Genomic DNA, 14,156 nt, shown 5'->3' on the forward strand with positions numbered 1-14,156 from the left:
TATCCCTATCTAACGCGCACCGCCGCGGAGCTCAGTTCGCTGATCGCCGCACGGTGGCGGTCTTTCAAATCCCTCGAATGGAGAAATAGCAGTGAAGTTGATACTACTGATCGGATTCATGGTGGTGAACGGCTTGGCCAACACCCATGCACAAGCCAGGCAAGAGGCGCCGGGCGCGGACCTGATCGTGCACAACGCCAGGATCTTCACCGGCAATCCCGGGCAAGCCGCGGCGTCCGCCCTGGCCGTCAAAAACGGCCGCATCTACTCGGTCGGCACGGATGCCGAGGTGCTGGGTTTGAAGAACGCCAACACCCGGGTCATCGATTCAGGCGGCCGGCGGCTCATTCCGGGCATCATCGACGCGCACACCCACGTGCTCAACGAGGGCGGATACAACTACACCCTGCGATGGGAAGGCGTGCCGACGCTGCGCCGGGCCCTGGCGATGCTGGGTGAGCAAGCCAAACGTACACCTGAAGGCCACTGGGTGAAGGTGATTGGCGGCTGGTCCCCCTACCAGTTCGAGGAGAACCGTTTCCCCACCCTGGACGAACTCCGCCGGGCCGTCCCCAATCGCCCGCTGATCGTGCAGTACGCCTACAACCGCGCCTTCATGAACCAGCAGGCGATGGATGCCCTCGGCGTGGGCACCGACAAGTTTCCCAAGCTGCCGGGCACCGAGTTCGAGAAGGACGAGCGAGGCAGGTACACCGGTGTGGTCCATGGCTACACGTTCTTGTTCATCGCCCTGGAGACCATGGTTCCGCAGCTCTCTTTCGACGAGGAGGTGAGCTCGCTGGTCCAGACGGTCCACAGCCTCAACCGCTTCGGGGTCACGTCCATCGTCGATGCGGGAACGGGCTTCCGCGGGTATCCCAAGGCAGTGCCCACCGTGGACGCCCTTGCCCGCGACAACCGCCTCAACATCCGCATGCCCTTCGTGGACATCCAGTTTGGAGAGGGCAGCGTGGTGGACGCGCAACTCACGGCGATCACGAAGACGGCGCCTATCAGTCCCGGGCACAACCTGCATCCGCAGCTGGCGCACGGCCACGTCTACCGCGGCGCCGGCGAGTTGCTGTCGGCGGATGTCCACGATCATGAGAACTTCGACCGTCCGGCGGTCGTCATCGAGCCGGACAAGATGCGGGAACTGGTGGAGCGGGATGTTTCCAAATTAGTCCAGAGGCGAACTCCTTTCCGCGAGCACATCAGCTACGACGAGAACATCACGCCTTTCCTCGATGCACTCGAGAAGCTGAACCAGAAGATGCCGCTCGACGGCCTGCGCTGGAGCATTGAACACGCCGAGACCATCAGTCCCGCGAACATCGCCAGGGTGAAGGCGCTGGGCGGCGGCATCGCCCTGGACACCAAGATGGCGCTGCACGGCGACGGATTCATCAAGACCCACGGCCGCGACAAGGCATTGCTGACCCCGCGCCTGCGCCAGCTCGTTGACAGCGGCATCCCCCTGGCCATGACCACCGACGCCTTCCGGGCGGCCTCGTTCAATCCGTGGGTCGGCATCAGCTGGATGGTGTCGGGGAAGTCGGTCTCCGGAACCGAGGTGCTGGCCAGGGACAACCGCCTGTCACGCGCCGAAGCGCTGAGGCTCTTCACCCGCGGTGCGGCGTGGTTCATGAACGCCGAAACCGAGCTGGGCATGATCGCCCCCGGCCACCTCGCCGACTTCGTGCTGCTGGACAGGGACTACTTCGAGGTGGCCGAATCCCAGATCAAATCCATTTCCTCGGTCTTGACCGTCATGGATGGCCGGGTGGTGTACGGCGCGCAGGACTACCACTCGCTTTCGCCGGCACTGCCCGAGATCCTGCCCAGCTGGTCACCGATCAAACATTTCGGCGGCTACCCCCAAACCCGGTGAGGCCTGAAACCATGAACCCTCTCAACGACCTGCCCATTTCCGCCGGTGAAAGTTTTCGCCGCGTCACCTTCAGGACGCGCGGAGCTACACACGGCCCGATCACCCGCTTGATGAGCCCATCGGACCTTGGCCACATGCTCAAGCCCTACGTGTTTCTCGACCTTTTTGACGTCGACCTCCACGACCCGCGAGCAGGTTTCTCCATCCACCCGCACTCGGGACTTGCAACGATCACCGTCATCACCGACGGAGACCTGAGATTCGACGACCCCACAGACGGAACCGGCCACATCGGTTTCGGCGGCTTCGAGTGGATGCGCGCGGGCAAGGGCGTGTGGCACGGTAAAGAGCTGTCCGGCGGGACGACGCCGAGAGCCAAGGGATTTCAGCTCTGGATTGCCTTGCGCTCCGACCTTGAGCATGAGCAGGTGGATAGCCAGTACCTTGAAGCCAGGCACGTCCCGACTGCCGGGCCCGCGCACGTGATTCTCGGCAGCTACGAAGGCGTCCGCAGCCCGGCACGCGCCCCTGGGGGTGTGACTTACCTGCTGGTGAGGCTGGCCGCCGGCACCGAGTGGACGTTCACGCCACCTTCGACAGAGCCGCTTGCCTGGCTGGCGGTCTCAAGCGGTCTTTTGATCGGGGGGACCCCAGCCGAAGCCGGTGAAATGGTCATTTTTGAGCAGGCAGTTCAGCCGATCAAATTGAAGGCTGGCTCAACCGGCGACGCCATCTTCGTGATCGGTTCCGCAACACCACATCCCCATGATTTGCATCTTGGGAGCTACTCGGTCCACACCTCTGCGGACGCACTGGCCAAGGGTGAGGCCAACATTGAGCGCTTGCGGCGGCTCCTGCTCGCCGCCGGCGACCGGCGAAACGCCAGCGGCACGATCCCGGTTTTCAAGGCGTGAGCCTCCTGATGCGTCGCGGCCCGAAGCGTGGCCGCACGCGGTAGCTCGTCAAGTGGGTCTGCGTTGGGCTGATCAATGAGCCCCGTGATCAAGGATGCCCATTCGGGTCCAGAAAAGCAAAAAGCCCTCAATCGAGGGCTTGTGCTTTTGTGAAAACCAACTGTCATCAGTGATGACACCAGCTGTTTTCGGTTAGTAACCACTATCGCGTTACCGCGGTAAATGGTGCCGGAGAGATGAATCGAACACCCGACCTTCTCATTACGAATGAGCTGCTCTACCGACTGAGCTACACCGGCGTTTTATGGAATACAGCCCGAGATTATAGCCCGGAGTGGTAGGAGGTCACCCGTTCGACCTCATTTTTGGAGCCGAGCATGACGCTGACGCGCTCGTGGAGCTTGCCGGGCTGCAGGTCGAGGATGCGCTGTTTGCCGTTGGTGGAGGCGCCGCCGGCCTGCTCGATCAGCCAGCTCATGGGGTTGGCTTCGTACATCAGGCGGAGTTTGCCGGCCTTTTCGGGCTCGCGTTTGTCCCAGGGGTACATGAAGACGCCGCCGCGGGTCAGGATGCGGTGCACGTCGGCCACCATGGAGGCGATCCAGCGCATGTTGAAGTCCTTGCCGCGCGGGCCGTCCTTGCCCTGCAGGCACTCGTCGATGTAGCGCTTCACCGGTGCGTCCCAGTGGCGCATGTTGCTCATGTTGATGGCGAACTCTTTGGTGTCCTCGGGGATCCTGACGTTTTCTTCGGTCAGCACAAAGGAGCCCTGCTCGCGGTCCAGCGTGAACATGGCGACGCCGTCGCCGACCGTCAGCACCAGGGTGGTCTGCGGGCCGTAAATGCAGTAGCCGGCCGCGACCTGCTTGTTGCCGGCCTGCAGGAAGTCTTTTTCTTCGACGCCGGCATGGCCTTCGGGCTTTTTGAGCACGCTGAAGATGGTGCCGATGCTGACGTTGACGTCGATGTTGCTGGAGCCGTCGAGGGGGTCGAACAGCAGCAGGTATTCACCCTGAGGGTAGCGGTTGGGCACCACGTAGATGCTGTCCATTTCTTCGGAGGCCATGGCCGCCAGGTGGCCGCCCCATTCGTTGGCCTCGATCAGCACCTCGTTGGCGATGATGTCGAGCTTTTTCTGGATTTCGCCTTGCACGTTTTCACTGCTGGCGGTGCCGAGCACGCCGCCCAGCGCGCCTTTGTTGACGGCCTGGCTGATGCTCTTGCAGGCGCGCGCGACCACTTCCAGCAGCAGCCGCAGCTGCGAGGGGATGTGGCCGTCCATGCGCTGCTGCTCGACCAGGTAGCGGGTCAGGGAGATTTTTTGGGACATGGGGGGCTCCGTTCGATGAAAGGTTGGATCGGTTGGGCGGCGATGTTGTTGTCGGGTATGGCCGGGCGAGGTGATCAGCGGGGCTTGCCTTGCTGTTTGCGCTCTTCAAATTCGGCCAGCGTGGCCACGGCGCTCTCCAGCAGGTACTCGTCATCCTTGGCGCGCGCAATATCCACGCGTTGCTGGAAGAAGGCGCGTGCTTCGGCAGTCCGGCGTGTTTCGTGCGCGAGCACCCCGAGCTGGAACAAGGCGTCGAGCACGATATCGGTGTCCTCCAGGGCCTTGCCCAGCGCCAGGCGCTGTTGCAGCCAGGTTTTTGCCTCGGCATGTTTGCCCAGCTCGTAGGCATTTTGCGCCAGGTTGTTGATGACGCCGGACAGGCGCTTGTCCGTGCCGAAGCCGAAGGCGGCTTGCGCATCGGTGAGCAGTTGCCGGTTGTGCGCCAGCGCTTCGGCGAAGCGGCCGGCCTCGTGCAGGGCATAGCCGATTTCTTCGCGCATACCCAGCTTCTGCTCGACGCTCAGCGTGACGCCTTCGTGCGCGGCCCAGTGGACCGACTGCTGAAGGTGTTCGATGGCGATGTCGTATTCCTTGGCCTCCAGGGCCGACTCACCGATGGCGTAGTGTTGTTCATAACGCCCGGTGGGGGTCAGCTTTCCTTTGGCGGAGCGCATGGCCAGGGCGCGCAGGCCCAGAGGCAGGCCTTCGGTGTCCTGCTGGCGTTTGCGGAACACCGCGAACTGCAGCCACAGCAGGTCGGCCATTTCGTCGGAGTCGGCTCCCACGGCTTCGGCCAGGGGCTGCAGAGCGGCCAGGTCGGCCGACATGCGTGAACCGCTGAACATGCCGCTGGCGTCGTACACGGTGTCGCGCAACCGGTTGAACTTCTTCGCAAACCGCTGTGCGGGGGTACCGAATGAGAAGAATGCCATGGCGGTGTCGTCCTCGTTCAGTCGGCCAATGCGCGCGAGACGACTTCGTGGGTGTCTTTGCTCAGGTCGGTCTTGGCCGCGACGCGGGCAATCGCTTCGCGCGCGGCGCTGCGGTAGGGCTCGGCCAGCTTGCTCCAGCGGTCCAGGGCGCGCGCCAGGCGGGCGGCGACCTGCGGGTTGATGGCGTCGAGCTCCATCACGCGGTCGCTCCAGAACACATAACCGGCGGCGTCCGCGCGGTGGAAGGCGGCCGGGTTGCCCTGGCAGTAGGTGCTGACCACGCTGCGCGCGCGGTTCGGGTTGCGCAGGCTGAAGTCGGCATGCTTCATGAGCTGCTTGACGGCCGGCAGGATGTTGCCGTTGCGGTCCGGCGCGCCGGCCTGCAGGCCGAACCATTTGTCGATGACCAGGGCTTCGTCCTTGAACATCGCGTGGAACAGCGGCAGCGCTTCGCCGGCCAGGGCATGGCCGCTGGAGACCAGTGCGGCCAGCGCGTTGAAGCGGTCGGTCATGTTGCCGGCGTCCTTGAAGCGCTGCAGGGTTTTCTGCGGCCAGGCGGTGTCGCCGGTGGTTTGCGCGGCCAGGCACAGATAGGTCAGCGCCATGCCCGCGAGCGCGCGGCGGCCGCTGGAGATGGGGTCGGGTGTGTAGGCGCCGGTGTCGTGGTTGGCCTGGTAGGCGGCCTCCCAGTCGGCGGCCAGGGCTGTGGCCAGCTGCAGGCGCATGGATTCGCGCACCGCGTGGATGCGCTGCGGGTCGACCACCTCGAGCTGCTCGGCCAAATAGGGTTCGGACGGCAGCGTGAGCACCAGTTCCTTGAAGGCCGAGTCGAGCGTGGGGTGGCGCAGCACCTGGCGCATGGCGTCGAGGTAGGCTTCGTCGAGTACTGCGGCGGGCGTAGAGACCGCGGTGATGGCCGCGATGGCGCGGTTGACGGCCAGGCGCTGGCCGGCTTCCCAGCGGTTGAAGGGGTCGCTGTCGTGCGCCAGCAGGTGCAGCAGCTGGGCGTCGGTGTAGTCGAACTCGAGCACCACCGGGGCGGTGAAGCCGCGCAGGATGGAGGGCACGGGCTCGGCGTCGATGTTGGTGAAGGTCAGGGTTTCGCTGGGCTGCGTGAGCACCACGGTGCGGGTGCTGGCGGGCGGCTGGCTTTCGCCGGCGAGCTGCAGCGGCAGGTCTTGCCCATCCGCGCCCAAGAGGCCCAGGCCGACCGGGATCACAAAAGGCTGCTTGACGGCCTGGCCCACCGTGGGCGCGCAGCTTTGCGCCAGCGTCAGCGTGTAGGTGCGGGCGGCTGCGTCATAGCTGCCTTGCGCGCGCACGCGCGGCGTGCCGGCCTGGCTGTACCAGCGCTTGAACTGGGGCAAGAGGCGCGCCAGGTCCGACATCGGGTTGGCGTCGGCGATCGCCTGCGCAAAATCGTCGCAGGTCACGGCGTGGCCGTCGTGGCGCTCAAAGTACAGCGTCATGCCGCGGGCAAAGCCCTCGCGGCCGACCAGGGTCTGCATCATGCGCACGACCTCGGCGCCTTTTTCGTAAATGGTGACGGTGTAGAAGTTGCTGATCTCGACGTAGCTGTCGGGCCGCACGGGGTGGGCCATGGGGCCGGCGTCTTCGGGGAATTGGGCGGTGCGCAGCACGCGCACGTCCTCGATGCGCTTGACGGCGCGGGCCGAGGGGGCGCCGGCCAGGTCCTGGCTGAACTCCTGGTCGCGGAACACCGTGAGCCCTTCTTTCAGGCTCAGCTGGAACCAGTCGCGGCAGGTGACGCGGTTGCCCGTCCAGTTATGGAAGTACTCGTGGCCGACCACGCTCTCGATGTTGGAAAAATCCACGTCGGTGGCGGTGGCCTGGTTGGCTAGCACGTACTTGGTGTTGAAGATGTTCAGGCCCTTGTTCTCCATGGCGCCCATGTTGAAGTCGCTGGTGGCGACGATCATGAAACGCTCCAGGTCCAGCGGCAGGCCGAAGCGGGCTTCGTCCCAGGCGACAGAATGCATCAGCGAGGTCATGGCGTGCTCGGTCTTGTCGAGGTCGCCGGGACGCACGTAGACCTGCAGCGTGTGCTGCTTGCCGGCGCGCGAGGTGATGCGCTGCTCACGGCTGACCAACTGGCCGGCCACCAGGGCGAACAGGTAGCTGGGCTTTTTGTGCGGGTCCACCCATTTGGCGAAATGCCGCGCGCCGTTGGGGCCGGGCTCCAGCGGGCCCTGGTCGACCAGGTTGCCGTTGGACAGCAGCACCGGGTACTGGGCCTTGTCGGCGCGCAGGGTCACGGTGTAGCTGGCCATCACRTCGGGGCGGTCCAGGAAGTAGGTGATGCGGCGRAAGCCCTCGGCCTCGCACTGCGTGAAGAAGGAGTCGTTGCTGACGTAGAGGCCCATCAGCTTGGTGTTCTTGGCCGGGCAGGTGGTGGTGAAGATTTCGAGGTCGAAGGGCTCGTGGCCTTCGGGCAGGTTTTCCAGCACCAGCTGGTTGCCTTCCATCTTGAAGGAAGTGCCCTGGCCGTTGACCAGCACGCGCGACAGATTGAGCTCTTCGCCGTCGAGCTTGAGCGGCTGGGCCGGCACGTCGGGGTTGCGGCGCAGGCGCATCTTGTTGAGCACGCGGGTCTTCGCCGGGTCCAGGTCGAAGCACAGGTCGACGGTGTCAATCCAGTAGGCGGGGGCGATGTAGTCGGCGCGGTTGATGACCACCGTGGGTCCTTGTCCTGATCCACGGTCATCGGGCATTTGCAACATGGCTACTTCCTCAAAATCAAAACAGTCTAAAAACTCAAATCAAATCAGCAAACCCCGGCCGGCCGGCGCGGCCGCCCGGGCGGGCCTTTATCAGACGCCCTGCTTCAGCGAGGCCTCGATGAAGACGTCCAGGTCGCCGTCCAGCACTTTCTGCGTGGCCGAGACTTCGACGTTGGTGCGCAGGTCCTTGATGCGGCTGTTGTCCAGCACGTAGCTGCGGATCTGGTGGCCCCAGCCCACGTCGGTCTTGGTGTCTTCCAGCTTCTGCTGGGCTTCCTGCTGCTTGCGCAGCTCGAAGTCGTAGAGCCGCGAACGCAGGCGCTTCCAGGCCACGTCGCGGTTGCTGTGCTGGCTGCGGCCGTCCTGGCACTGCACGACGATGCCGGTCGGGATGTGCGTCAGGCGCACGGCCGAGTCGGTCTTGTTGATGTGCTGGCCGCCGGCGCCGCTGGCGCGGAAGGTGTCGGTGCGCACGTCGGCCGGGTTGATCTCGATCTCGATGGAGTCGTCGATCTCGGGGTAGACGAACACCGAGGCGAACGAGGTGTGGCGACCGCCCGAGGAGTCGAAGGGTGACTTGCGTACCAGGCGGTGCACGCCGGTTTCGGTGCGCAGCAGGCCGAAGGCGTACTCGCCCTCGATCTTGATGGTCGCGCCCTTGATGCCGGCGGTGTCGCCGGGGGATTCGTCCTCAACGGTGGTTTTGAAGCCCTTGCGCTCGGCGTACTTGAGGTACTGGCGCAGCAGCATGCTGGCCCAGTCGCAGGCTTCGGTGCCGCCGGCGCCGGCCTGGATGTCCAGGAAGCAGGGGAGGGGGTCGGCCGGGTTGTTGAACATCCGGCGGAATTCCATTTTTTCGACTTCGGCGGCGATCTTGGCGGCATCGCCTTCAATCGACTGCATGCCGGCTTCGTCGCCTTCGCCCTTGGACATCTCGAAGAGTTCGGTGTTGTCGGAAAGCTCGGAGCTCAGGCGGTCGATGACGTGGACCACGTCTTCCAGCGATTTCTTTTCCTTGCCGAGTTCCTGCGCGCGCTTGGGGTTGTCCCAGACCTTGGGGTCTTCCAGCGCGGCGTTGACTTCGTTCAGTTTTCGTTCTTTGGCAGGGTAGTCAAAGATACCCCCGAAGTTCGTTGACCCGGTTGCTGAGGTCGACGAGCTGGTTGCTGATGAGGTTGATGCGTTCTGCGTCCATGGTTCTTCTGTCCTGAAAGTGGTGGCCGCAGGGGGCGGCCTAACCCGCTATTTTCTCACGACACAGAGGCGTTTAGCCCAGAAAGCCCTCAATCAGTGTTGCCAGCTGTTCCGGCTGGTCGTGGTGCAGCATGTGGCCGGCGTCCTGGATCACGGCGACCTGGGCCTGGGCCACCTGTTTGAGCCGTTCGTGGTACTCCGCCAGGCTGTATTTGCCCTGCCACCAGCGGGCCAGAGAATCGTCGGAGGCCTCGACGGCCAGCGTGGGGGCGCTGATGCGGCGGTAGATCGCCAGGGTTTCGTCGACGCGGTAAAGCTGCGCGCTGCCGATCTTGTGCGCGGCTTCGCCCAGGATCTGCCATTTCCCCGCGGCATCCGGGCGCGCCCAGTGGCCGGCCAGCCAGCCGGCCTTGTCGGCCGTCAGGCGCGGGTTGGTTTTCATGAGGCGGCGCGCCACGCCGTCCACGTTGTCATAGGCCTTGAGTTCGAGTTCGCCGCGCCGCAGGCTTTTGAGCTCGTCCATCCATTTGGCATAACGGCCCGGCGCTTGCTCGGGCTGGCTGGGCGGCAGGCCGAAGCCTTCGAGGTTGACCAGCCGGCGCACGCGCGCGGGCCGCACGCCGGCATACAGCATGGCGACGTTGCCGCCCATGCTGTGGCCGACCAGGTCCACGGGCTGCTCACCCGCATAGTGGTCGAGCAGGAAGTCCAGGTCGGCGAGGTAATCTGCAAACCAGTAGTTGTCGGCGGGGTTGCCCTCGGGGCCGGAGCCCGTCAGCCCGAAGCCGCGCCAGTCGGGCGCGATGATGCGGCGGCCTTTCGCGAAGGCGTCCGACAGGGCGTCGACCATGAACTGGTAAGAGGCGGCGACGTCCATCCAGCCATGGACCAGCACCAGCGGCGGCAGCGCGGGGTTCGCGCCAGTCGCGCTTTCCCAGAGGCGAACGTGGTAGTTGAGGCCGCGTATAGGGACAAACTCGCTGCGGGAAGATCTTTTTTCTTTGTACATTGGTCTAAGAACCTGTTTACGGTTTAAACGGGGCCGCGCAAGCACCTTCTCGGGATGGGATGCAAGGCGCGGTGCGCTGCCCATAGCCCAGCTATGGGTTAGCATCGCAACGCCGCAGACCGCCCGAGAAGGTGCTTGCCCTTCGGGTTGGGGTGAAATCGGGCGATTGAGCCACCCGAGCCCTTGCATGGGCATTAGCCCATGCAGCGTGCCCGGTCGGCCCACTCATCCCGATTGCACCCCAACGCGACCCCGTTTAAATCGTAAACAGGTTCTTTATGATAAAGAGACATGAGATGACGCGCAGTCAAAGCAGGGACAAGCCGGCCGTCCCCAAATCCCCGGCCGCCGCGCAAGCCGACCACTACGCGGCACTGCACACCGGTTTTCGCTGGCAGGTGGATGAATTTTTCAACATCGCCGAGGCCTGCTGCGGCCGCTGGGCGCGGGGCGAACCCCGTACCGCGATACGCATACACAGGCCGGGCGCCAAAACCGTTCTCCATAGCTACCAGGAACTGCAGAAAGCCGCTGATGCTCTGAGCCATGTGTTGGCGGGGCTCGGGGTCAAGCGCGGCGACCGTGTCGCCATCGTGATGCCTCAGCGCCTGGAAACCGCGGTCGCCTATATGGCGGTGTTCCAGATGGGTGGGGTCGCTATGCCGCTGTCCATGCTGTTCGGCCCCGAGGCGCTCGAGTACCGGCTGCAGGACAGCGATGCGGTGGTGGCCATCTGCGACGAAAGCTCGATGGCCAGCCTCAAGGCCATTCGCGGCCATTGCCCGGCCTTGCGCACGGTGATCGCCGCCGGCACGGCCCAGGGCCAGGGTGATGTCGACTACGGCAGCGCGCTCGCGGCGCAGAAGGGCGTCTTCGCGGCCGTCAAGACCAAGGCCGAAGAAGGCGCCATCCTGATCTACACCAGCGGCACCACCGGCCCGCCCAAGGGCGCGCTGCTGCCGCACCGGGCGCTCATCGGCAACCTGCCGGGGTTTGTCTGCAGCCACAACTGGTTTGGCTTTGACGGAAAGGCCAACAAGAAGTCCGACGCAGTGTTCTGGTCKCCGGCCGACTGGGCCTGGACCGGCGGGCTGATGGATGCCTTGCTGCCCAGCCTGTATTTCGGCCGGCCCATTGTCGCCTTCAACGGCCGCTTCAGCCCCGAGCTGGCGTTCAACCTGATGGCGGTGCAAGGCGTGACACACACCTTTTTGTTCCCCACGGCCCTCAAGGCCATGATGAAGGCCTATCCCAAACCGAAGCAGCATTTCAGGATGACGCTGCAGGCCATGATGAGCGCCGGTGAAGCGGTGGGCGACGCCGTGTTCGCCTACTGCCGCGAACAACTGGGCGTGACCGTTAACGAGATGTTCGGCCAGACCGAGATGAATTACGTGGTCGGCAACTGCAGCCGCCTGTGGCCCGCGCGCCCCGGCAGCATGGGCAAGGCCTACCCGGGCCACCGCGTGGCGGTGATCGACGACGAGGGTAATGAATGCGCGGTCGGCGTGCCGGGCGATGTGTCGGTGAACCGCTATGACGTCCACGGCAACCTCGACCCGATCTTCTTCCTGGGCTACTGGAAAAAAGAGGCCGCGACCCGCAACAAGTTCACCGGCGACTGGTGCCGCACCGGCGATCTGGCGCGCCGCGACGCCGACGGCTACCTCTGGTATGAGGGCCGGGCCGACGACGTGTTCAAGGCCGCCGGCTACCGCATAGGCCCCGGCGAGATCGAGAACTGCCTGGTCAAGCACGCGGCCGTCGCCAATGCCGCCGTGGTACCCAAGCCCGACCGCGAGCGCGGTGCGGTCGTCAAGGCTTATGTCGTGATCGCTCCCGACCAGGCCGCGGCCCGCGCGGCCCATCCGGGCGGCGCGGCGCGGTTTGACGAAGAGCTCACGATGAAGCTGCAGGCCCACGTCAAGAACCTGCTGGCGCCTTATGAGTACCCGAAGGAGATTGAATTTATTGAGGCGTTGCCGATGACGACGACGGGCAAGGTACAAAGACGCGTGCTGCGATTGCAGGAGGAAGAACGCTTCAAGGCGCAGTCATAGTCCTGACGCAGACATAAAAAAAGCACCCGAAGGTGCTTTTCTTATGGGTTAGCCAGTACTCAGCAGTACTCAGCGAGCGGCTACTTGCTCGGCCACATAGATTTCAACGCGGCGGTTTTTATCGCGGCCTTGCTGCGTGGCGTTGTCGGCGACAGGTTCGCGTGAACCGCGGCCGTCGGTCACGATGCGGGTGCGGGCCACGCCGCGGCTGACCAGGTAGTCGCGGGCCGAGTCGGCACGGTCCACCGACAGCGGGTTGTTGATGGCGTCGGAACCGGTGTTGTCGGTGTGGCCGATGATGGTGATCGTCGTGACCGGGTTCTGGTTCAGGCTGGTCGCGAACTGGTTCAGGATGGGCGCGAAGTTGGGCTTGATGGCCGAGCGGCCCACGTCAAACGAGACGTCGCTGGGGATGTCCAGCTTCAGGCGGTTGTCGGTGGTCTGGCTCACGGCCACGCCGGTGCCGACGGTGGCGCGTTCCATCGCGGCTTTCTGGTCCTGCATTTTCTTGGACCAGATGTAGCCGCCGCCCGCGCCGACCGCACCGCCCAGCACCGCGCCGGTGGCGGCACCCTTGGAGCCGCCGGTGGCCGCGCCCAGCAGCGCGCCCGCGACAGCGCCTATGCCTGCGCCCTTGGCCGTGTCGGACTGGGTTTCCGTCATGTTGGCGCAGCCGGAAAGCATGGCGGCGGCCAGGACGGCGCAGCTCAGGGAAGTGGTGGTCAGTTTGTTCATGGAAGTTCTCCTCGGGAAAAATTGGACGATGTCGTTATGAAGCTGTTTATGAAGCCGTGTTGACGTTTCAGGATTCAGCCACGAGCGATTAAATCGTTGGAGTGTGAATACTAGGCAGGCAATTGGTGAGCAGTTGTAAGACAAAGGCCCGAATTGGCCTTCAGCAAGCCGCGAGCGAAGCCCTTAAACTAGCCGTTTCGTGAATTCCGTCACACGGCCTTCCTATTGGCGCAACAGCGCTTTGTCCGTCCTTTCCTCTCAATCCCAAATCCCATGAATAAAGTCCAACTCGGCTCCAGCGACCTGCAGGTGACACCTATTTGCCTGGGCACCATGACCTTCGGTGAACAGGTGGATGAAAAAACCTCGCATGCCATCCTGGACCGTTCGCTGTCGCGCGGCGTCAACTTCATCGACACAGCCGAGATGTATTCGGTGCCGGCGCGCGCCGAAACCTGCGGCTCGACCGAAACCATCATCGGCAACTGGTTCGCCAAAAATCCGTCGGCGCGCAACAAGTTGGTGCTGGCTACCAAGGTGGCCGGCCCCTCGCGCGGCATGCCCTGGGTGCGCGACGGCAGCGGCATGACGGCCAAAGACATCGTGGCTTCGTGCGACGCCAGCCTCAAGCGCCTGCAGACCGAGGTGATAGACCTCTATCAGATCCACTGGCCCGAGCGCCACGTGCCGGCCTTCGGCGCGCTGTACTACAACCCTTCGCAGGAGCGTTCCGCCACCTCCATCCATGAACAGCTGCAGGCGCTGGCCGGCCTGGTCAAGGCGGGCAAGGTGCGCGCCATCGGCCTGTCGAACGAAACCCCTTACGGCGTGCACGAGTTCGTGCGCCTGGCCGAACAGCACGGCCTGCCGCGCGTGGCCGCGGTGCAAAACCCGTACTGCCTGATCAACCGCACCGTGGAAAACGGCCTGGACGAAACCATGCACCGCCTGGGCGTTTCGCTGCTGGCCTATTCGCCGCTGGGCTTCGGCCTGCTGACCGGCAAGTACGACGAATCGGGCTTCGAAGGCCCGACCGCGCCGAAAGAGGCGCGCATCGCCAAGTTCGAATCGACGCGCAAGCAGCGCTGGGGCCGCCCCGAGGCGCTGGCCGCCGCGCGCCGCTACAACGCGCTGGCGCGCGCCAACGGCCTGACGCCCACGCAGCTGGCCCTGGCCTTTTGCTATACCAAGTGGCAGGTGGCCAGCACCATCATCGGCGTGACCTCGGTCGCGCAGCTGGATGAAGACCTGGACGCCTGGGGCACAAAACTGTCACCCGAAGTCCTGGCCGAGATCGACAAAATCAGGTGGGAGTCTCGCGACCCGGCACTGTAAGCCCGGGTTTGTCGC

General features: G+C 64.3%; 10 protein-coding genes and 1 tRNA gene. 4 read left to right on the forward strand and 7 right to left on the reverse strand.

Annotated elements, in window-relative coordinates:
• Positions 1–91: 91 nt before the first annotated feature.
• Both AC1D1Y_RS05310 and AC1D1Y_RS05315 read left to right on the forward strand, forming a co-directional pair.
• Positions 92–1,891 carry an amidohydrolase gene (locus tag AC1D1Y_RS05310; RefSeq protein WP_477681436.1) on the forward strand — a complete coding sequence of 600 codons (1,800 nt, stop codon included), beginning with the start codon at positions 92–94 and terminating at the stop codon, positions 1,889–1,891.
• Between the two features lie 11 nt (positions 1,892–1,902).
• Positions 1,903–2,805, forward strand: coding sequence for a pirin family protein (locus tag AC1D1Y_RS05315; RefSeq protein WP_477681437.1), 903 nt, complete (start codon positions 1,903–1,905; stop codon positions 2,803–2,805).
• A 223-nt stretch (positions 2,806–3,028) separates the two neighbouring features.
• Here AC1D1Y_RS05315 and AC1D1Y_RS05320 read toward each other — a convergent pair.
• From AC1D1Y_RS05320 to AC1D1Y_RS05345, 6 genes are all read right to left on the reverse strand, one after another.
• Positions 3,029–3,104 (reverse strand) — tRNA-Thr (locus AC1D1Y_RS05320).
• A 23-nt stretch (positions 3,105–3,127) separates the two neighbouring features.
• Positions 3,128–4,135, reverse strand: coding sequence for a class 1 fructose-bisphosphatase (locus AC1D1Y_RS05325; protein ID WP_477653411.1), 1,008 nt, complete (start codon positions 4,133–4,135; stop codon positions 3,128–3,130).
• A gap of 74 nt (positions 4,136–4,209) precedes the next feature.
• The gene (locus AC1D1Y_RS05330) at positions 4,210–5,067 is read right to left on the reverse strand and encodes a tetratricopeptide repeat protein (RefSeq protein WP_477681438.1); all 858 of its coding nucleotides are present in this window, start codon (positions 5,065–5,067) and stop codon (positions 4,210–4,212) included.
• Positions 5,068–5,084: 17 nt separating this feature from the next.
• On the reverse strand, positions 5,085–7,808 hold the full coding sequence (gene pepN, locus AC1D1Y_RS05335; protein WP_477681439.1) for an aminopeptidase N: 2,724 nt from the start codon (positions 7,806–7,808) through the stop codon (positions 5,085–5,087).
• Between the two features lie 90 nt (positions 7,809–7,898).
• A protein-coding gene (gene prfB, locus AC1D1Y_RS05340; RefSeq protein ID WP_436157927.1) for a peptide chain release factor 2 occupies positions 7,899–9,003 on the reverse strand; the annotation gives its coding sequence in 2 pieces (ribosomal slippage) (positions 7,899–8,921 and positions 8,923–9,003; 1,104 coding nt in all).
• Between the two features lie 72 nt (positions 9,004–9,075).
• Positions 9,076–10,011, reverse strand: coding sequence for an alpha/beta fold hydrolase (locus AC1D1Y_RS05345; RefSeq protein ID WP_477681440.1), 936 nt, complete (start codon positions 10,009–10,011; stop codon positions 9,076–9,078).
• Positions 10,012–10,307: 296 nt separating this feature from the next.
• Here AC1D1Y_RS05345 and AC1D1Y_RS05350 point away from each other — a divergent pair, with 296 nt between their 5' ends.
• Positions 10,308–12,071 carry an acetate--CoA ligase gene (locus AC1D1Y_RS05350; RefSeq protein ID WP_477681441.1) on the forward strand — a complete coding sequence of 588 codons (1,764 nt, stop codon included), beginning with the start codon at positions 10,308–10,310 and terminating at the stop codon, positions 12,069–12,071.
• 69 nt (positions 12,072–12,140) lie between these two features.
• Here AC1D1Y_RS05350 and AC1D1Y_RS05355 read toward each other — a convergent pair whose 3' ends face one another.
• Positions 12,141–12,806: a YiaD family glycine zipper/OmpA-like lipoprotein gene (locus AC1D1Y_RS05355; protein WP_477681442.1), complete on the reverse strand. Its 666-nt coding sequence runs from the start codon at positions 12,804–12,806 to the stop codon at positions 12,141–12,143.
• Between the two features lie 273 nt (positions 12,807–13,079).
• On the opposite strand from AC1D1Y_RS05355, the gene AC1D1Y_RS05360 reads away from it, so the two are divergent.
• Entirely contained in the window at positions 13,080–14,141 is a 1,062-nt protein-coding gene (locus AC1D1Y_RS05360; RefSeq protein WP_477681443.1) for an aldo/keto reductase, read from the forward strand.
• Positions 14,142–14,156 lie beyond the last annotated feature (15 nt).

It is taken from the genome of Polaromonas sp. P1_G1 (assembly GCF_056405595.1).

Coding starts and splice junctions, on each gene's coding strand:
- AC1D1Y_RS05315 (WP_477681437.1), top strand. CDS start 1,903: ATGAACCCTCTCAACGACCTGCCCATTTCCGCCGGTGAAAGTTTTCGC.
- AC1D1Y_RS05325 (WP_477653411.1), bottom strand. CDS start 4,135: ATGTCCCAAAAAATCTCCCTGACCCGCTACCTGGTCGAGCAGCAGCGC.
- AC1D1Y_RS05330 (WP_477681438.1), bottom strand. CDS start 5,067: ATGGCATTCTTCTCATTCGGTACCCCCGCACAGCGGTTTGCGAAGAAG.
- AC1D1Y_RS05345 (WP_477681440.1), bottom strand. CDS start 10,011: ATGTACAAAGAAAAAAGATCTTCCCGCAGCGAGTTTGTCCCTATACGC.
- AC1D1Y_RS05355 (WP_477681442.1), bottom strand. CDS start 12,806: ATGAACAAACTGACCACCACTTCCCTGAGCTGCGCCGTCCTGGCCGCC.
- AC1D1Y_RS05360 (WP_477681443.1), top strand. CDS start 13,080: ATGAATAAAGTCCAACTCGGCTCCAGCGACCTGCAGGTGACACCTATT.